The 18,569-nt window shown below is 71.9% G+C and carries 14 protein-coding genes; 13 read left to right on the top strand and 1 reads right to left on the bottom strand.

Going from position 1 to position 18,569, the window contains the following annotated elements:
* Positions 1-36: 36 nt before the first annotated feature.
* On the top strand, positions 37-2,211 hold the full coding sequence (locus tag OG385_RS14230; RefSeq protein WP_266860847.1) for an ATP-binding protein: 2,175 nt from the start codon (positions 37-39) through the stop codon (positions 2,209-2,211).
* Between the two features lie 130 nt (positions 2,212-2,341).
* Here OG385_RS14230 and OG385_RS14225 read toward each other — a convergent pair whose 3' ends face one another.
* Positions 2,342-3,778, bottom strand: a complete 1,437-nt coding sequence (locus OG385_RS14225; RefSeq protein WP_266855037.1) for an RICIN domain-containing protein — start codon at positions 3,776-3,778, stop codon at positions 2,342-2,344.
* 451 nt (positions 3,779-4,229) lie between these two features.
* Here OG385_RS14225 and OG385_RS14220 point away from each other — a divergent pair, with 451 nt between their 5' ends.
* From OG385_RS14220 to OG385_RS14165, 12 genes are all read left to right on the top strand, one after another.
* Positions 4,230-5,822, top strand: coding sequence for a phage tail sheath family protein (locus OG385_RS14220; RefSeq protein ID WP_266855036.1), 1,593 nt, complete (start codon positions 4,230-4,232; stop codon positions 5,820-5,822).
* A 162-nt stretch (positions 5,823-5,984) separates the two neighbouring features.
* Positions 5,985-6,428, top strand: a complete 444-nt coding sequence (locus tag OG385_RS14215; RefSeq protein ID WP_266855035.1) for a phage tail protein — start codon at positions 5,985-5,987, stop codon at positions 6,426-6,428.
* Positions 6,428-6,907 carry a hypothetical protein gene (locus tag OG385_RS14210; RefSeq protein ID WP_266855034.1) on the top strand — a complete coding sequence of 160 codons (480 nt, stop codon included), beginning with the start codon at positions 6,428-6,430 and terminating at the stop codon, positions 6,905-6,907. Before OG385_RS14215 ends, OG385_RS14210 begins: the two co-directional genes overlap by 1 nt.
* Positions 6,904-7,062, top strand: a complete 159-nt coding sequence (locus OG385_RS14205; RefSeq protein ID WP_266855033.1) for a DUF6760 family protein — start codon at positions 6,904-6,906, stop codon at positions 7,060-7,062. Before OG385_RS14210 ends, OG385_RS14205 begins: the two co-directional genes overlap by 4 nt.
* A gap of 2,538 nt (positions 7,063-9,600) precedes the next feature.
* Positions 9,601-10,758 carry a hypothetical protein gene (locus tag OG385_RS14200; protein ID WP_266855032.1) on the top strand — a complete coding sequence of 386 codons (1,158 nt, stop codon included), beginning with the start codon at positions 9,601-9,603 and terminating at the stop codon, positions 10,756-10,758.
* Positions 10,759-10,975: 217 nt separating this feature from the next.
* Positions 10,976-11,401 carry a phage tail protein gene (locus tag OG385_RS14195; protein WP_266855031.1) on the top strand — a complete coding sequence of 142 codons (426 nt, stop codon included), beginning with the start codon at positions 10,976-10,978 and terminating at the stop codon, positions 11,399-11,401.
* Positions 11,402-11,413: 12 nt separating this feature from the next.
* Positions 11,414-12,151, top strand: a complete 738-nt coding sequence (locus OG385_RS14190; RefSeq protein WP_266855030.1) for a LysM peptidoglycan-binding domain-containing protein — start codon at positions 11,414-11,416, stop codon at positions 12,149-12,151.
* Positions 12,151-14,034, top strand: a complete 1,884-nt coding sequence (locus tag OG385_RS14185; protein WP_266855029.1) for a VgrG-related protein — start codon at positions 12,151-12,153, stop codon at positions 14,032-14,034. Before OG385_RS14190 ends, OG385_RS14185 begins: the two co-directional genes overlap by 1 nt.
* A 1-nt stretch (position 14,035) precedes the next feature.
* On the top strand, positions 14,036-14,473 hold the full coding sequence (locus OG385_RS14180) for a GPW/gp25 family protein (RefSeq protein WP_266855027.1): 438 nt from the start codon (positions 14,036-14,038) through the stop codon (positions 14,471-14,473).
* The gene (locus OG385_RS14175; RefSeq protein ID WP_266855025.1) at positions 14,473-16,431 is read left to right on the top strand and encodes a putative baseplate assembly protein; all 1,959 of its coding nucleotides are present in this window, start codon (positions 14,473-14,475) and stop codon (positions 16,429-16,431) included. Before OG385_RS14180 ends, OG385_RS14175 begins: the two co-directional genes overlap by 1 nt.
* Complete coding sequence (locus OG385_RS14170; protein WP_266855023.1) at positions 16,428-17,003, top strand: phage tail protein; 576 nt, start codon at positions 16,428-16,430, stop codon at positions 17,001-17,003. The genes OG385_RS14175 and OG385_RS14170 overlap by 4 nt, the downstream gene beginning before the upstream one ends.
* Positions 17,000-18,433 (top strand): zinc ribbon domain-containing protein, encoded by a 1,434-nt coding sequence (locus tag OG385_RS14165; protein WP_266855021.1) that lies wholly within the window; start codon positions 17,000-17,002, stop codon positions 18,431-18,433. The genes OG385_RS14170 and OG385_RS14165 overlap by 4 nt, the downstream gene beginning before the upstream one ends.
* Positions 18,434-18,569 lie beyond the last annotated feature (136 nt).

The raw sequence follows: 18,569 nt of genomic DNA, 5'->3' as shown, positions 1-18,569 counted from the left end.
GGCAACGGCAACGGCACCGATGGGACGGCCGACGCGCTGATCGCCCGGCTGGGGCTGCTGCGTGAGCGGGTCGCGGAGCTGGTGGAGTCGCGCAGCGCCACCGACCCGACCGCCGCCGATCCGCTGCGCGGGCTGTATCTCTCCGACGAGGCCGTCCAGCATCTCCTCGGGTCCCGTGACAGGACCGGGGCCGTTCCCCGCGTGGGTACCGGCGTTGGTACTGATGCGAGCGGTGACGAGAGCGGAGACGGGGGCGGTGACGAGAGGGCCGGCGAGGGCAGCACCCCCGGCCCCCGCGCCTCCGGTGGCGTCGACCGGCTGCGCCGCCTCACCCGCAGGCTCGGGCTCGGCCCGCTGGACGAGGCGATCCTGCTGTTGGCCCTCGCCCCCGACCTCGACCGCACCTTCGAGCCGTTGTTCGGCTACCTCAACGACGACGTCAGCCGTCGCCGGGCGACCGTCGGGACGGCCATCGAACTGTGCGGCCTGCCCGTGCACGATGCCGGTGCCCGTGCCCGTTTCCACCCCTCCGCGCCGCTGCCCGCCCTGGGACTCATACAGGTCGAGGAGGCCGAACGCCCCTTCCTCAGCCGGTCGTTGCGGGTACCGGACCGGGTCACCGCGCATCTGCTCGGCGACGACACCCCGGACGCCGCGCTCGCCGGACAGGTCACGCTGCTGGCGCCCCGCCCCGTGGAATCCGCCCCGCCGGGCGGCCCGCTCGTCGAGCAGCTGGCCGAGCGGCTGACCGCCGGGCGGCTGACGGTGTACCTCCGCGAGCAGCGGGACGGCGACGGCCTCTCCTGCGCCACCGCCGCACTGGCCGCCGCCGGTCTGGAGGCCCTGCACTTCAACCCGGGCCAGGGCTCCTCCGGGGACACCGCTGCGGCGGATCCGGCAGCTCCGTACCCGGCCCCGGGCGAGCACGGCACACCGGAGTTCCTCTCCGATCTGCTGCGCGAGGCGCGGCTGCGTGGGTGCCCCATCGTGGTGGCACCGGTACCGGAGAGACCGGGGCCGCTGCTCCGGGCGCTGATGGCACAAGGCACTTCACAAGGCAGCACTTCACAAGGCGGCACCTCACAAGGCAGCACCTCACAAGGGGTCTCCGTGCTGGTGGCCGGCGGGCGTCCGTACGATCCTGACTGGTGCGGCCGCGACCCGCTGGTCGTCGACGCCCCCCGGCAGCGCTCCGGCGATCTCGATGTCTGGTCGGCGGCGCTCGGGCTGGCGGACGGGCCGGGCTCACTCGGCTTCGATCTGGCGCCCGTCGTCGCCCCGTACCGGCTGGGCGGCGACCGTATCCGCCGTACCGCGCGCGCCGCGCTGGACCTCGCCGCCTTCGACGGAACGGAGTTGTCCGCCGCGCATCTGCGGCTCGCCGCCCGGCAGCAGTCCGCTTCGGGGCTTGAGCAGCACGCCCGCCGGATCAGGCCCGACGTGGGCTGGGACGATCTGGTGCTGCCCGACCGGCCGCTGGCGCAGCTGCATGAGCTGGCCCTGCGGGCACGCCACCGCGACCGGGTCCTCGGCGACTGGCGGCTGAGTGCCGGCGGCGGGCGCGGGCGGGGCGCGCTGGCGCTGTTCGCGGGTGAGTCGGGGACCGGCAAGACGCTGTCCGCGGAGGTGGTCGCCGCCGAACTCGGCCTCGATCTCTACGTCGTGCAGCTCTCGTCGGTGGTCGACAAGTACATCGGTGAGACCGAGAAGAACCTGGAACGGATCTTCGCCGAGGCGGACCGTACGGACGCCGTGCTGCTCTTCGACGAGGCCGACGCCGTCTTCGGTAAGCGCTCGCAGGTGACCAGTTCGAACGACCGCTACGCGAACCTGGAGAGCGCCTATCTGCTCCAGCGCCTGGAGTCCTTCGACGGGATCGTGCTGCTCACCACCAATCTGCGGGGCAACATCGACGAGGCGTTCACCCGGCGCCTGGACCTGATCGTCGATTTCCCGTTCCCGGACGCCGCCCAGCGGCTGGCGCTGTGGCAGCACAGCCTGACGCATGTGCCGTGCGCGGACGACATCGATCCGGACCCCTGCGCCAAGGAGTTCGAGCTGGCGGGCGGTTCGATCCGCAGCGCCGTGGTCACCGCCGCGTATGCGGCCGCGGGCCGGAACTCGCCGGTCACCTCGGACGATCTGCTGGCCGGCGCGCAGCGCGAGTACCGCAAGGCCGGGCGGCTGGTCCTGGACGACGGCGGCTGGTGAAGCGGTGAACGGTGGCGGGCGGCGGGTTCTCACCAGCCGCCCGCTCTTTCGTCACCCGCCGCTCACGGTGCCGCCCGGCTCCGGACAGGACCGGACGGAACCGGATGGAACCGGGCAGGAATGGACGGGATCACGAGTCCTTGGGGATCTGGATGAAGGACCATTCGTGGGCGTCCTGGATGTCGCACTGCCCGATCATGAGCTCGTTGTCGTCGTTGGTGCCCTGCTGGTTGTCCGGGCCGTTCTGAGTCGTCTTCAGGCAGAGGTCGTTGCTCGCGTAGTTGCGGATCAAGTAGTGATCGTCGCGCTGCTTGTCGAGCCACCACAGCTGGTTGTCGGCCTTGGTGCCGTCGCAGGTGAACTCGGCGAGCCCGGTTCCGGCCGGCCTGGGGCCCATGTCCCCCAGGTCCATGCAGAGGCGGTCCTTGATGTTGCGCATCTGGAACAGGCTGTTGTTGTTCGGGCCGCCGTGCGGGTAGCGCACCTCCAGGTCCCAGATCTGGTTGTCCGCGTCCGTGGGGTTGCAGTCGTTCTCGATGACCCAGCCGTTGATCTGGCCCTTGTCCCGCCCGGGGAGTTCGGCGCAGAGCTTGGTCCCATCGTTCTTGATCAGCACGTGCTTGGCGTTCGCCGGGTCGGGCTTCTTCTTGGGCGCGCCGCCGCCGCCTCCACCGCCTCCACTGCCGCCGCCGCTGTTGCCGGCGTCCGGGTTCGGAGCTGACGGCGTGGGCGGCGGGGGCACGCTGGCCGCGGGCGTCGGGAGGCTCTGTGTGGGGGTGGGGGCGGGGATGTCGCCGGCTTGTGCGACCTTGGCGGTGGCGCGGGTGGCGACGGTGGGTTTGTGGGTGAACCAGGCCATGATGAAGACGATGGCGATGGCCATGAAGATGGCGAAGACGGTGGCGAGCCAGCGGGGGAGTACTCCGCGTTGGACGTAGGTGCCGTCGACGTCGAGGGGTTTGGTGCCGGAGCGCTGGATGGCGAGTTTGTACGGGCGGTCCTGTTTGCGGCCGAACCAGATGATCTGGCGGGGGCGGAGGGTGGCGCGTACGAAGGCGGCGCGGCCGGGTTCGATCTGGACGTTGGCCGGGAGGATCTCGTACGAGAGCTGGTCGCCGTTCTCGCTGCCGTTGATCGATGCGGTGAGCTTGGTGTTGCCGAGGTTGTCGATCGCGAGCTTGGGGCGTCCGCGGAAGCGTCCCTTGACGGTGTGGGGTACGAGTTCTGCGCGGACTTCGGAGAACGGGGTGATGGTGACGTTGCCCTCGGGGACGGTGGTCGCCTCGGGGTGTTCGGTGGGGATGACCTGGACGCCGTACGGGTTGGGTCCGGCGATGGCGTCGGGGGTGCGCGGCGGGGCGAACGTGAGGTCCACGGTGCCGGTGGTGCCGGGGAAGAGTCGGATGGTCGGTGGTTCGACGGTCACGTACGGGGCGAGGTCACCGACGGGTACGCACCGGTACTCGTCGACGACGTCGCCCGTGTTGCGCAGCCGTAGCCGCACGGTGGCCGTACTGCCGGGATCCACTGTGGTGGACGCCGGCTCCAGAGATGTCCAGATGCTCACGCGCCGGACACTAGTCAGCGTCATGACGTCGTGTCACCAGGCTGGGGGGCAGGGCGGTTGCCCCGGGCGGCCTTTCCGGCTGCCCTTCGTGTCGGTCACGGGCACCGGCCGGGGCTCCACGGGCACCGGTCGAGGCTCCCGGGGGCACCCGTGCTGGGCACGTGCCGGTGTCCGGGCGGACGTCCGCGGTCCGTACGGCCGGCCGACGGGTCACCGGGACAGCAACGGGTGACAACACGGCATCTGCCTGTAATCATCTGGCCGTTCACCCGTTGCCGCACCGTCACCGTGCGGGACCGCGCCACGGATCGGCGGCGGCCCCGCGAGCACCCGGCTGCCCATCGGGGCATTCGCCATGCCCTCGAATAGGTACCGGCGGACGTTTCGCCGCCGCTTCCGGTGTCGCAGGGTGGAGAGCAGGTCGTGTCTCGTACCCCGAGGAGAGCTGAGAATGCCGTCTTACCTGTCACCAGGTGTGTACGTGGAGGAGGTGGCCAGCGGCTCCCGTCCGATCGAGGGGGTGGGCACCTCGGTCGCCGCCTTTGTCGGTCTCGCGCCCGTTGGGCCGCTGAATGAGCCGACACTGGTGACCAACTGGACGCAGTACGTCGCGTCGTTCGGTGAGTTCACCGACGGCTATTTCCTGGCGCACTCGGTCTACGGTTTCTTCAACAACGGCGGCTCGGCCGCCTATGTGGTCCGCGTCGGTGGAGTCCCCGGTGGGGTTCCCGGCGAGGAGGAGCAGAGCCCCGCGGCCGTCACCGGCCGCCGTGCGCCGGCCGCGCTGCCGCCCGGCGAGCCGAAGCAGCTCGGCACCTTCGCGGTGTCGGCGATCGCGCCCGGCGAGAGTGGCTCCATCAGCGTCGAGGTCGCGGACTCCGAGGGGCCCGCAGACCGCTTCAAGCTGGTCGTCAAGGACGGCGAGAAGGTCGCGGAGACCTTCGACGTCTCGGCCAAGAAGGGCAACCGCAACTACGTTGTCACGCAGGTCAAGGAGCGCTCGAAGCTGATCCTCCTCCAGGAGGACGCCGCTGCCGCGCAGGTCGCGAGGCCGGAGAACCAGACGGTCGCGCTCGCCGCGCCGCCCGCCGCCCCGGCCACCCCGGCCCCGGTGGAGCAGCAGCAGCCCGAGCAGGTCCGCATCGGTGACTACCTCGGCGACTCCGCCGACCGGACCGGCTTCGGCGGTCTGGAAGCGGTCGACGAGATCTCGATGGTCGCGGTCCCCGACCTGATGGCCGCCTACCAGCGCGGCGCCATCGACCTGGAGGCCGTCAAGGCCGTCCAGCTCGGTCTGATCGCGCACTGCGAGCTGATGGGCGACCGGCTGGCCGTCATCGACCCGCCGCCCGGTCTCAACGCCCGCGAGATCCGTGTCTGGCGCCAGGACACCGCTGGTTACGACTCCAAGTACGCGGCCCTGTACTACCCGTGGATCAAGGTCTTCGACCCGGCGGGCGGCCAGACCAGGCTGATCCCGCCGAGCGGCCACGTCTCCGGCATCTGGGCCCGTAACGACTTCGAGCGCGGTGTGCACAAGGCGCCGGCCAACGAGGTCGTACGCGGCGCCGTGGACCTGGAGATGCAGATCACCCGCGGTGAGCAGGACCTGCTCAACCCGCTCGGCATCAACTGCATCCGGGCGTTCCCCGGCCGCGGTATCCGGATCTGGGGTGCGCGCACCCTCTCCTCCGACCCGGCCTGGCGCTACCTGAACGTCCGCCGGTACTTCAACTACCTGGAGGAGTCGATCCTCACAGGTACCCAGTGGGTCGTCTTCGAGCCGAACGACCAGGCTCTCTGGGCCAGGATCCGGCGGAACATCTCGGCCTTCATGGTGACCGAGTGGCGCAACGGCGCACTCTTCGGCGCTACGCCGGAGGACGCCTACTACGTGAAGTGCGACGCCGAGACCAACCCGCCGGAGTCGGTGGACCTCGGCCGTGTGATCTGTGAGATCGGTGTTTCACCGGTCAAGCCGGCCGAGTTCGTCATCTTCAGGCTGGCCCAGTTCTCCAGCGGTGGCGGAGAGCTGGAGGAGTAGCAGCGCCCGGACCCGGCGGCCAGGACCTGGCCGCCGGGTCCGGCCCGCGCACCACCGGGCGTCCGCCCGCCACGGCCATCACGGCCGGTGCGGGCGGCCCCGGTACCGGCACCACCGGCACTATCGACACCTCGGACAGCGCGAACAGAAGGAACAGCGTCCATGAGCCTCATGCCCGGCGATTCGCTCACTTCACATAATTTCGGTCTCCAGATCGACGGCGTCATGGTCGAGTACCTCCAGGAGGTCAACGGCCTGGACATGACGCAGGACGTCATCGAGTTCCAGCAGGTCTCTTCGAACGGCCAGCCCATCACCAAGAAGCTGCCCGGCGTGAAGAAGGCGGGGGAAGCCACGGTCGTCCGCGGCATGACCCAGTCCAAGTCCTTCAACGACTGGATCAACGCCTCCGTACGCGGCGACATGGGCTCGGCCCGTAAGAACGCCTCCATCATCGTGATGGACTACCAGAACAGCCCCGTGAAGCGTTACCACCTCCGCAACGCCTGGTGCAGCAAGGTCGCGGCCAGCACGGTGAAGGCCGGCGAAGCCTCGGCCCTCACCGAGACCGTCACGATCACCTACGAAGAAATGATCATGGAGTAATGCGCAGGGGAGCAGTTGCCCAGCCCGCACCGGCCGCCGCCACGGTCACCCCCGAGGCGGCGGCTCCGGTCGCGGTACCGGCCGCCGAACCACCTCCCGCACGGCGGGAGTTGCGCACCGAGTTCGCCTTCGAGCTGCCGCGCGGCTACGTGGACGAAGCGGGGAACGTGCACCGTGAAGGTGTCATGCGCCTGGCCACCGCACGGGACGAGCTGATCCCGTTGCGGGACATACGGGTGCAGGAGAACCCCGCATATCTGTCGGTCGTCCTGCTCGGCCGGGTCATCACCCGGCTGGGCAGTGTGACGCATATGCACGACGGCGTGGTGGAGAACATGTTCGCCTCCGACCTCGCCTTCCTGCAGGACTTCTACCGTCAGGTCAACGCCGAGGGCCACACCAGGGCCGGCGTGACCTGTCCGCACTGTGAGCAGCCGTTCGAGGTCGAACTCGGCGGGAGCCGCCTGGGGGAATCGTGACGTACGCGACCGAACGTGTCCACGAGGAGATCGCGTACATCGCTTACCACTTCCACTGGAGCCTGGAGGACATCCTGGACCTCGAACACCGCGACCGGCGCCAGTATGCGGAGCAGATCGCCGCGCTCGTGACCCGCGCGTCGGCAGAGCGGTAAGGGGGCGGGGGCACCGTCATGGGATTCCTCGACAGGTTCCGGGGCCGTACGGACACGGGCTCGGGCACGTCTGCGCATAACGCTCCGGCGCCCTCGGGCCCGGCGCCTGCCGCGCAGGCTTCTTCTGCGCCCACATCTTCTGCGCCCACTTCTTCTGCCCCCGCGCCGGCCGTGGTGGCGGCTTCCGGGCGTGACTGGAACGGACTGCCCGAGATCCAGCGGGCGACCGGCCGCACGGCGGGGCACGCCGTGGCTACCGCCGACTTCGCCTCCCGGCTGGCCACTTGGCAGAACCCGTCCTTCTCCGGGTCGCTCTCGCACGCCGTGCTCGACGGCGCCCCCGGCGGGCTGCTCCGTGACGCCCTGACGCCCGCAGCCGCTCCCTCCGGGGCCGGCTTCGGGCTGCCCGCGCTGTCGCTGCCGGTTGCCCCGGCCGACGACGCCGCCGACCTCGCGGACGCGGGCCCCGGCCCGTACGAGGGCTCCGGCCTGCTGCCGGGCTCGCCGGTCCAGCGGGCGGTCGCCGCCGCACGCCCGGCCGGTCCCCGCGTCGCACCCGTACAGCAGGCGGCGAGCCGCCGGGCTCCGCTGACCAAGGCGGCTCCGCCTGCGGTGCAGCGACGGGTGCTGCCCGCTTCGGCCCGTCCGGCACAGGCGGGTGAGCCTCCCGCCAGGGAGGCGGAATCTCCGGCTCCGGCCGTGTCTGAGTCTTCGCGTGCTGTGCCTTCCAGGGCTGCTGTGCCCTCTGGGTCCTCTGCGTCTGCTGTGACTCCTCGGGGTGCCGCCGCCCCCGGGCGGTCCGGGAGCGTTCCGGGAAGCGCGGCAGCGCCGGGAGCACCGGTACGGCGGTCGGCGGGCGCGCGGCCCGCGCCTGCGCAGACTCCCCCGCAGCAGGCTCCCGTACGGCAGACTCCCGTGCAGCTGTCGAAGTCGCCGTCGAAGTCGTCGTCCCGGGCTGCTGGTTCGGCTCCTGCTGCGGCGCCGGCGGGTCCTGTGGGGCCTGTGTCGTCGGCCGCGCCGTCTGTGCCGTCTGTGCCGCCGGTTGGTCCTGTCGGGCCGGTTGCCGGGGGCGCGGTGCAGCGGAGTGTGTCCACGCCCGGTGGGTCCGGGGCCAGTGGTACGGAATCGGTCAGTGGTACGGAGCCGGAGCGCGCAGCCGTGGAACGTGCCGTGACGGAGTCTCCCGCAGGCGGGAGTTCCCCTGCCGGGAACACGCCGGTGACCGGGAACCCCGCAGCCGGAAGTGCCGTGCCGGACCGGGGTGTTCAGCGGTCCATGGCTCCTGAGCGTGCGGTACGGGCGCAGAACGACCCCGCTTCCGTTCAGCGCGCGGCGACACAGGGAACCGGCCGGGCGTCCGCGCTCGGTGCGCCGGTACGGAGTAGTGCGGGGGCAGGCTCCGCAGCGCCCGAGACGCCGCAGCCGGTCCGCTCCAGCAGGCTCGGACCGCCCGCGTCGGCTCCGCAGCCGCAGCGCCCGACGCCGTCCGAAACCCCGGCCAACCGGGCTGCGGGGAGCGGTACTTCTCCGTCTGGTGGTACGGGGTCGGGCTCCACGGTGCCGTCCGGTTCATCCGGCTCGTCCGGTGAGGCTTCCCAGTCCCAGTCCGGGTCGAAGGCTCAGGCCCCGGCCGGCTCGCCGTCCCCGTCCGCCCCCGTACAGAAGCGTGCGACCGGCAGCGGGACCGGAACCGGCAGTACGGCCGCTCCCGCCTCGCCGTCCTCCTCCGCCCCCCGTCGCAGGCCGCTGCTCGGCGCGCCGATGGCCGGGCCGCCGGACGGGGCGCGGCCGGTCGCCGGAGAGGCGAAGGGGCCAACTCCGTTGCAGCGTAAGAAGGAAGGCGCTCCGGGCGGCAAGGCTGCCCCGGCGCCCGTACAGCGGTCGGCCACGTCCTCGGCTGCCCCGGCTCCGGGTCGCCAGGATGCCGGATCCGCCGGGAGCGGTATGGGGCGCTCGGACGTCACCGCAGCGTCGGCACCAGCACCGGCACCCATGTCTGCACCGGCACCGGCACCTGCATCTGCACCGACGCCCACGTCTGCACCGACGCCCGCTTCCACGCCCCCGTCCATCGCGATGCCGGTCGGGCCGACCAGTGCTGATGCATCGTCAACTTCCGGGCCTGGCAACGATGTCGGTCCCGTAGCGGCTACTCCGGCCGTGCAGCGCGCCCCCGGCGGGCCGGCTCCCGCCGCCACCGCGCCGCCGGAGCGGCGGGCCCCCCGCGCGTCCGCTCCCGCCGCACGGCCCCTGGCCCCCGCGCGCGCCGTACGGCCGTCGGCCGAGGCGTCGGGTGCCGTGCAGCGGAAGAGTGCTCCGGGTGCGGCCGCTCCGCTCCGCTCCGTCGCGCCAGAAACGCGAGTCCCGGACCTCCCGGTTCCGGGCCGCACAGCCACGGACCGCCCAGCCCCGGCCAGCACAGTTCCGGGCAGCACAGCTCCAGGCAGCACAGCTCCGGGCAGCACGGTTCCGGATCTCCCTGCCCCGGCTCTTCCCGCCCCGGCTCTCCTGGTGTCGGACGACCGGCCAATGCGCCCCATGGCAGGCAGCGCGCCGGTCATCCAGCGTTCCGCCGCGCCCGGCATGCCCGTACCGCACGCCGTTCCGGAGGCGAGCAGCGCTCCGGCGCCGGGGCCGAACCGCGCCTCCGCGCCCGGGAGTTCCGCGGCGGTGCGTCCCGTGGTCCGGCCCGCCGGTTCGGGTGAGCCGGTGGTCCAGCGTCGCGCCGTGTCCCTGCCTGGACCCGGTGGGGCCGCACTACCGGCGAGCGGTGCCGGTACGGCCGGATCGGCCGATGTGCCCGCTACGACCCCGGTGGCGCGCCCCGTTCAGCGCTCGGCCGACCTGTCGGGGCCGGTGCCTTCGGCGGCTCTTCCCGGTGGTCCGGCCGCCCAGCAGGCTGCCGCGCCCCCGGTGCCGCTGCACATTCAGCGTGCGTCGGTCCCGGGCTCCGTGGCTCCCGTGCCGCAGGGCCCGGCAGCCGTCACCGGTACTCCGGCCTCCCTCCGCCAGGATGGTGCGTCGGTGCGGGGCGACGGCCTCCCGTCCAGCGGTCTCCCGTCCAGCGGTGTCACGCAGGCCTTTTCGGCCCTGCCGGTGCAGCTCTCGGCCGCTCCACAGGGCGCACCGTCCGCACCCACGGCCCCGGTCACGCCCGCACCGCCGGCCCCGCTCACGGCCCGGACCACGCTGCCGGTCCCGGGGGCCGCACCGGCGCCGGACACCGCAGGGCGCTCGACCGCACCCGTCGTCGCTCTCGGCCGCGCGGCTTCCGGGCCCGCGTCCGCGGCGCTACCGGTGGTGCAGCGGGCCAACCCGCCGGGGTCGAAGCCTCCCCTGCTGGTCAAGCCGCCGACCCCCGCGGCCCCGCAGCTCTCGACCGTCAACGTCACGTCCCACAGCACACCGGGCGGCGGTGGCAGCGGCAACGGCGGTGGGGGCGCACCCCCGCCTCCGTACACCGAGCACGCCGACAGCCCCCCGCCGTACAGTGCGGTAGCGCCGAACCTCAACAATGGTCCCCGCTGCGACGGTTCCACCGAGGCGACCGGGAACAGGTTCGATGCCAGGGAACTGTCCGACGGCCAGGTGGATGAGCTCACCCACCGGCTGATGGGCCCGCTCACCCGGCTGCTGAGGACGGAGCTGCGCATGGACCGCGAACGGATCGGCAGACTCCGGGACCCCCGGCGCTGACGGCGACGGCAACCGCCGACGCTGACGGCGAGCAACCGCACAGCACCGCACCACCGCGCAACAACCGCACAGCACCGCACCACCGCGCAACAACCGCACAGCACCGCACCACCGCGCAACAACCGCACAGCACCGCACCACCGGCCGGGCCCGCACCACCCGGCCACCGCAGTACCGCACCACCCGCACCGACCCGCAGGAAGGAAAGCCGCACCCGATGCCCCAGGACCAGGATCCCGGCTCCACCATCTTCTTCAGCCTGTCCATCGACGGAGAGAGCCTGGGCACGTTCAACGGCTGCGAAGGGCTCTCCTCCCAGGTGGAGATCGAGCAGCGGCAGGAGGGCGGCAACAACGGCTTCGTCTGGCAGCTGCCGTCCCGGGTCACGTTCTCCAACATCACGCTGACGCGCCCGCTCACCCCGGACACCTCGAAGGTCGCGGCCTGGATCTCCTCCATCACCACCGGGGTCACCCGGCCCACGGCGCAGATCTCCGCGCTGCGCGCCGACGGTTCGCTGGTCGCACGCTGGGGGCTCATCGATGTGCTGCCGGTGAGCTGGCGGGGTCCTTCGCTGAACCCGTCGAACCCCTCCGTGGCCGTCGAGACCCTGGAGATCACCCACCACGGATTCACGGACTAGGGGGCAGCGCAGATGGCGAGCACCGGAGGCAAGGGCGGTAAGGGCGGCGCGGGCAAGAGCCTGGTGCGTGCGACGCTCGCGATCCACCAGCCGCCCGTCGGCTACAGCACGACGCCCGGCGGGCTGATCCGCACGTTCAACTTCGACTTCAACCCGTCCCAGCTGGCGCTGAGCCGCCGCGCCCAGTGGAAGACGACGCCCACGGCGGCGGTGCGCGACGGCGCGGTGCCGGAGTTCATGGGGCCCGAACCCCGTGAGATGACCGTCGAGGTGTTCCTGGACACCTCCGACGAGCCGGACAGCAACGACGTCCGGAAGAACGTCGAAGCGCTCTTCTCCTGCTGCGAGGTGACCTCGGCCAGCATCGCGGCGAAGCAGCCGTCGACACCGTGGGTGGTCTTCCAGTGGGGTGCGTTCTCCACCGCGCGCTTCACCGCGTACGTCAGCTCGGTCGACGCCACGTACAGCCTCTTCAGCACCACGGGCGTCCCGATCCGCGCCACCTGTCAGGTGCATCTGCACGAGATCCCGAGCAAGACCGCCGGGCAGAACCCCACGTCGGGCGCGCTCACCGCACGCCGGGTGCACCGGGTCGTCGCGGGTGACTCGCTCCAGTTCCTCGCCTGGCGCGAGTACGGTGATGCCACGGTCTGGCGCACCATCGCCGAGGCCAACGGCATCGACAACCCGGGGCAGTTGAGCCCGGGCACCGAACTCATGCTCCCTGCCGCCGAAGAGGTCGGCCACTGATGACCAAGATCGGCTACTCCAATGTCCTCCATGTCACCATCGGCGGGGCGCCGTTGACGAAGGAGCTCGCATCGCTGCTCGTCGCCGGGTGGATCGATTTCGGTGCGGGTGTGCCCGGTTCCTTCCAGCTCACCTTCCGCGACCCCAAGAAGAAGGTGCTCTCCGACTCCGGCGCCGACATCGGCAAGAAGATCGTCATCGCGCCGGTCGCCGACGGCCAGGGGGCCCAGTCCCCGCTGATCACCGGTGAGATCACCGGCCTGGAGATCGACTACGACGGCACCGGCACCATGACGGTCATCCGCGGCTACGACGGCGGCCACCGGATGCTGCGGCAGCGGCGGGTGGTCGGGTACCGGAACATGACGGCGTCCGACATCGCCCGCAAGCTCGCGGGGCAGGACAAGCTGAAGATCGGCAAGATCGACGCCACCAAGAGCATCTACGAGTACATCACCCAGGCCAACGTCACCGACTGGGACTTCCTGTGCCGGCTCGCCGACGAGAACGAGCGGGTGCTGTCCGTCGACTCCGAGGGCGAGTTCCAGTTCGCCAAGGCCGACAAGGCGTCCGGCGCCCCGCCGGTCAGCACGCCGAGCGAGAAGAGCCCGTACGTCCTGGAGGCCGGGGTCGACATCCTGCGCTGCCGCGCCGCGGTCACCTCCGCCGACCAGGTGGCCACCGCCGAGGCGCGCGGCTGGGACGTGACGGCCAAGCGCGACATCGTCGGCAAGTCGCCCGCCACGTCCAACCCGGGGATATCCATCGGCACCACGCCCGCGAAGGCCAGCAGCAAGTTCGGGCCCGCGACGATCGTCGAGACGGACACCCCGTACGACAAGCAGAGCGAGGTGAAGAACGCCGCTTCGGCCCTCGCCGACGATGTCACCGCGGCCTTCGCCGAGCTGGAGGTGACGGTCCGCGGCAACCCCAAGCTGCGGCCCGGCGTCCCGGTCGCGCTCGCCGATGTGGGCGACCCGTTCGAAGGCAAGTACACGGTGACCGCCGCCCGCCACTCGTTCGGTGACGGCCGGCACTACGAGACGTTCCTGACGGTCAGCGGCCGCCAGTGGCGTTCGCTGTACGGGCTCACATCGGGCGGGCAGAGCCCGTCGGCCCGGATGCCCAGCGTCGCCAACGCGCTGGTCACCGACATCAAGGACCCGTTGAAGCAGGGCCGGGTCAAGCTGCGCTTCCCGTGGCTCGACGACATGTACACCAGCGACTGGACCCGTACCGTGCAGTTCGGCGGGTTCAAGGGCGGCGGCATCATCGCGCCCGACGCCGGGGACGAGGTACTGGTGGGCTTCGACCGCGGCGCCCTCGACCACCCATTCGTGATCGGCGGCCTCTACAACGGCAAGGACAAGCCCAGCAGCAACGACGTCCAGCCGTACGACCGCACCAGCGGCCGGGCCACCCGCCACACGCTGGGCGACCGCAACCGCAACCGGGTCGACCTGCTCGACGAACGGGTGGGCGGCAAGCGCGGCGTTCGCATCAGCAGCGGCGACGACCGGCTGACCATCAACCTGGACCGCACCAAGACCGAGATCACCGTCGACAGCAAGGGCTCCGTCACCATCAAGGGCACCCGGTCGGTGTCCATCGAGGCGGGCAAGGACCTTTCGTTGAAGGCGGGCGGCAAGATCTCGATCAGGAGCGGCGGGGTCCTCGACATGCAGGGGTCGATCATCAACACCAAGGCCATCGGTGCGTACAACGTCGAGGCCGGTGGCGAACTGGGCCTGAACGCCGTCGGTCTGACCACCATCTCCGGCGAGGGCACCGTCCAGATCAACGCGATCGCGGACATCGGCATCAAGGCCGTCAGGGTGGACCTGCTGGGCCTCGTCTTCGCCAACGACATCCCGGTGGTCTGACATGGCAGAGCAATTCGTCGGCACCGGCTGGGCGTTCCCGCTCCGTATCGGCCCCACCGGTGGCATCGCCATGGTCAGCGGGGAGCGCGAGGTCGAGGAGGCCATCCGGCTCGTCCTCGCCACCGCCCCCGGCGAACGGCCGATGCGCCCCGACTTCGGCTGCGCCATCCACGACATGGTCTTCGCCCCGGTCAACGAGGCGACGGCCGGCCGGATCCAGCACGAGGTGTATGTGAGCCTCGACCGCTGGGAGCCGCGCATCGAGGTGGAGGATGTGGAGGTCAGCGCCGGGGACCAGCAGGGCGTGCTCTTCATCGACGTCCGGTACTCGATCCGCGGTACCAACAACCCCCGCAGCCTGGTCTTCCCGTTCTACACGATTCCCTCCCACGACGAGCCGTCCTCGGATGCGGGACCGGCCACCGAAAGCGAACGCTGATGGCACTGCCCTCTCCCCACCTCGACGACCGCCGCTTCCAGCAGTTCGTCGACGACGCCAAGCGCTACATCCAGCAGCGCGCCCCGGAGTGGACGGACCACAACGTGTCCGACCCGGGGGTGACGCTCGTCGAGACGGTCGCCCACATGGCCGACCAGATCGTGTACCGGCTCAACCGCGTCCCCGAGAAGAACCACCTCGCCTTCCTGGACCTGATCGGGATCACCCTCTTCCCGCCGTCGGCGGCGCGCACCGACGTCACCTTCTGGCTGTCGGCGCCGCTGGACGAGGCGGTGCGGCTGCCCGTGGGCACCGAGGTCGCCACCGCCCGTACGGAGAGCGAGGAGGCGGTCGTCTTCGCCACCGAGCGCGAACTCACCATATTCTCGTGCGAGTTGGCGTACCTGGTGATCCAGCGCAGTGGTGAGACCGCCGCCGACCGTACGGCCGAGCTGGCCGAGGGCAAGGACCTGCTCTGCTTCTCCGAGTCGCCGCAGCCCGGCGACTGCCTGATGTTCGGGCTCACCGCGGCCGTGCCGCACTGCGCCGTGGCGCTGACCCTCGACAGCCGCGTCGACGGTGTCGGTGTCGACCCCCGGCAGCCCCCGCTGGTCTGGGAGGCGTGGACCGAGGACGGCTGGACCGCCTGCGAGGTGGACCGGGACGGCACCGGCGGTCTCAACCGCCCCGGCGAGGTCGTCCTGCACATCCCCGGCGGCCACACCAGGTCCCGCAGCGGGCGCCGCGAGGCCGGCTGGCTGCGCTGCCGGGTCACCGAACCCGCCACCGGGCAGCCCTTCTACACGACGTCGCCCACCGTGCGGTCGGCCGAGGCGTTCACCATGGGCGGCACCACCGGCACCGTGCACGCGGAGACCGTGCGTGACGAGGCGCTGGGGGAGTCCACCGGACTGCCCGGCCAGCGGCTGCGGCTCGCCGCCGCCCCGGTCGTCGGTGACATACCGCCGCTGAACCTCCAGATCGCCGAACGCGACGGCTGGACCGACTGGGACGTCGTCCCGCACTTCGCCGCGTCCGGCCCGGACGACCGGCACCTGACCCTCGACGCGGCCACCGGCGAGATCGCCTTCGGCCCCTCCGTACGCGAGGCCGACGGCACCCTGCGCCAGTACGGTGCGGTGCCGCCGAAGGGTGCCGTGATCCGCGCCCGCGCCTACCGCACCGGCGGCGGACGGGCCGGCAACGTCGCACGCGGCGCCGTGCAGGTGCTGCGCAACTCCGTCCCGTACGTCTCCGAGGTCATCAACCGCGAGGCCGCCAGGGGTGGCGTCGACGGGGAGACCGTCGACGAGGCCAAGGCCCGCGCCCCGATCACGTTGCGCGCCCAGGACCGCGCGGTGACCCTGCGGGACTACGAGGAGCTGGCCCGGCGCGCGGCCCCGGAGACCGCCCGTATCACCTGCCTCGAAGGCGACTCCGACGAGCACGGCGCCCATGCCGTACGCGTCCTGGTCGTTCCGCAGGCGGTGCCGGACCCCGGCGGCTGGCTGCGCTTCGAGCAGCTCGTGCCCGGTGACGCGCTGCTGGAGCGGATCACCCGCTACCTGGACGAGCGGCGGCTGCTGGGCACCCGGCTGGCCGTGGGTCCGCCCTACTACCAGGGCATCACCGTGGTCGCGACCGTGCACGCGTTCCGCGGCGCCGACACCGACAAGGTCAGGCGGCAGGCGCACGAGGCGCTCTACCGGCACCTCGACCCGCTGACCGGCGGTGCCCACGGCACGGGGTGGCCGTTCGGGCGCCCGGTGCAGTCCGGCGAGATCTTCGCGGTCCTCCAGCGGGTGCCGGGCGTGGAGCTGGTGGACCAGGTGCTGCTGCACCCGGCCGACCCGCTGACCGGCAAGCGCGGCGACGCGACCGAGCGGATCGACCTCGAAGCCCCCGCGCTGGTCTTCTCGTTCGACCACCGGGTCCGGGTCATCGGGGACGGATCATGAGGGGCTCCGTCGACGGCCTGGGCTCATCGTCGCCGCTGGGCCTGATGCTCCCCGCGGTCTTCGCCGACGACGACCTCGCGCAGCGCTTCGTCGCCGGTCTCGACGAGGTGCTCGCCCCGATCCACAACGTGCTCGACTGCCTCGACTCCTACTTCACCCCGTCGCTGGCGCCCGTCGACTTCACCCACTGGCTCGCGGAGTGGGTCGGCGCCGAGACGGACGGCGCCGACCGCGTCGGCGGACCGGAGGGCGAAGCCGTACTCCGGGCCGCCGTGGCCGCCGCCGCCCATCTGCACCGCATCCGCGGCACCCGGCGTGGTCTCGCCGAGGCGGTCCGGCTGACGTTCGGCGTCGAGCCGGTGATCGCCGAGAGCGGCGCGGCCGACTGGGACGCCCGCCCGCTCGGGCCCGTCCCCGGCGGACGGCGGCCGAGCCTGCACGTGTCGTTGGTGCTCCCCGACCCGGCCCCCGGCGACCAGCACCGGCTGGAGAGCCTCGTAGAAGCCGCACGCCCCGCCCACATGCCCTTCACGGTCCAGGTGACCGCGGCCGAAAGGACCCCCGGCAAATGACCACTCAGCCCCCAGGAGCCGACCCTGGACAGATGCGGGAGCGGACCCGTACCTGCGCAGAGTGCGGTACGCCTTCGACGCCCGGCCACTCCTTCTGCGAGGGCTGCGGCGCCGTCCTCAGCTGGTCCCCGGGCGAACGGGCCGCCGCCGCTGCGGAGCCGCCCCCGGCCCCGGCCGACGATGACGACGAGCCGAGCACCCTGCCGACCCCGGTCGTACGGGACGGCGGCAGTGCGCGGCAGGACGCGGCGGCCGGGTCCGCGGGCGACGCCGGCGCCCCGGGACAGGGCGGCAGCGGCCCGGCAGCCCCGGGCCCGGACTACGTGGCCCCGGCCGGCGGGATCCCGTCCCAGGGCGCCCCGGCCCAGGGAACCCCGTCCCGGGGAACCCCGGACTACGCGGGTCCCGCCAACTCGGGTCCGGCCAACGCGGGCCAGGGTGGATCGGCGCCCGGACCCGACGCGCAGGCCCCCGTCTGGGACCCGCACGCCGCGCAGGACGAGGCGGCCCGTGCCGCCGCGGAGGCGGCCGCGAACGAACGCGCCCGCGCCCTGCTGATCCCGGTCGCCGACCCGGAACGGCGTACACCGGCCGCACCCTCCGTCTCGCCCGTGCTGCCGGGCCGCCCGGAGACCGCGCGCCCGCTCGTCCAGGGCCCGGCCGCCGCGCCCGACGGCGACGGCGGCTACGCCTGCCCGTGGTGCGCCACCGGCAACCGGCCCGACCGGCACTTCTGCCGCCGCTGCGGCATGAGCATGGCGGAGCGCCCCGAGGGCCCGGCCAGGCTTCCCTGGTGGCGCAGGCTGTTCTCGCGGAACGGCGAGGTGCCGTGGGCCGGTGACCGGCCCCGGCTGCGCAGCGGGTTCGGCTGGATCGTGCGCTGGGTGGCGGGCGCCGCCGCCCTCGGGCTGATCATCTGGGGCGCGCTCAACACCGGTACGGCGATCCAGGCGATCGGCGACCACTTCGCGAAGCGCGCTCCCATCACCCCCGACACCTGGAGCGCGTCCAAGGCATTCCCCGACCACGGCGCGGGCAAGGCCTTCGACGAGCTCAACAACACCTACTGGGAGCCGGGTGTCTCGGAGGACGGCCGGGGCGAGTGGCTCCAGGCCGGCTTCCAGGACCCGGTCCGGCTGCTCGACATCATCGTCACCCCCGGCATCTCCATCCAGGCCACCGACCTCGCGAAGACCGCCCGGCCGCACCGTATGGACGCGGTCATCACCCAGGCGAACGGCAAGCAGGTCGTGCGGCACCTCAACCTCGACCAGGGCAGCGGCCCGCAGCACCTCGACTTCCGCGTCGGGACGGTCTCCTCGGTCCGCTTCGTCCTGCGCACCGGCTACGGGATCTCGAACAAGAAGCAGGTGGCGATCGCCGAGGTCGAGTTCTTCGGACGCTCCAACTCCTCCGACTCCGCTTCCTGAAACGTCCTGCAACTGCCCTGACAGCACTGACACATCACCAGCACAGCACTGAGGCCACCCGGAGTGACACCGGGTGGCCTCAGTGCTGAGCGGCGGGCACGGGGGAGAGCACTCGGAGAGCCCTCAGGGGGAAGCC

The sequence above is a fragment of the Streptomyces sp. NBC_01306 genome, from assembly GCF_026340465.1.
Classification (GTDB): domain Bacteria; phylum Actinomycetota; class Actinomycetes; order Streptomycetales; family Streptomycetaceae; genus Streptomyces.
The sequence above is the reverse complement of the archived record's forward strand: the minus strand, read 5'-3'. Positions and strand labels throughout refer to the sequence as shown.

Bases quoted from the DNA above. Each gene is read 5' to 3' on its own strand.
- OG385_RS14190 (WP_266855030.1), top strand. From the start codon at position 11,414: ATGGCGAGCACCGGAGGCAAGGGCGGTAAGGGCGGCGCGGGCAAGAGC.
- OG385_RS14220 (WP_266855036.1), top strand. From the start codon at position 4,230: ATGCCGTCTTACCTGTCACCAGGTGTGTACGTGGAGGAGGTGGCCAGC.
- OG385_RS14215 (WP_266855035.1), top strand. From the start codon at position 5,985: ATGAGCCTCATGCCCGGCGATTCGCTCACTTCACATAATTTCGGTCTC.
- OG385_RS14165 (WP_266855021.1), top strand. From the start codon at position 17,000: ATGACCACTCAGCCCCCAGGAGCCGACCCTGGACAGATGCGGGAGCGG.
- OG385_RS14185 (WP_266855029.1), top strand. From the start codon at position 12,151: ATGACCAAGATCGGCTACTCCAATGTCCTCCATGTCACCATCGGCGGG.
- OG385_RS14195 (WP_266855031.1), top strand. From the start codon at position 10,976: ATGCCCCAGGACCAGGATCCCGGCTCCACCATCTTCTTCAGCCTGTCC.
- OG385_RS14200 (WP_266855032.1), top strand. From the start codon at position 9,601: ATGGCAGGCAGCGCGCCGGTCATCCAGCGTTCCGCCGCGCCCGGCATG.
- OG385_RS14175 (WP_266855025.1), top strand. From the start codon at position 14,473: ATGGCACTGCCCTCTCCCCACCTCGACGACCGCCGCTTCCAGCAGTTC.
- OG385_RS14210 (WP_266855034.1), top strand. From the start codon at position 6,428: ATGCGCAGGGGAGCAGTTGCCCAGCCCGCACCGGCCGCCGCCACGGTC.
- OG385_RS14180 (WP_266855027.1), top strand. From the start codon at position 14,036: ATGGCAGAGCAATTCGTCGGCACCGGCTGGGCGTTCCCGCTCCGTATC.
- OG385_RS14170 (WP_266855023.1), top strand. From the start codon at position 16,428: ATGAGGGGCTCCGTCGACGGCCTGGGCTCATCGTCGCCGCTGGGCCTG.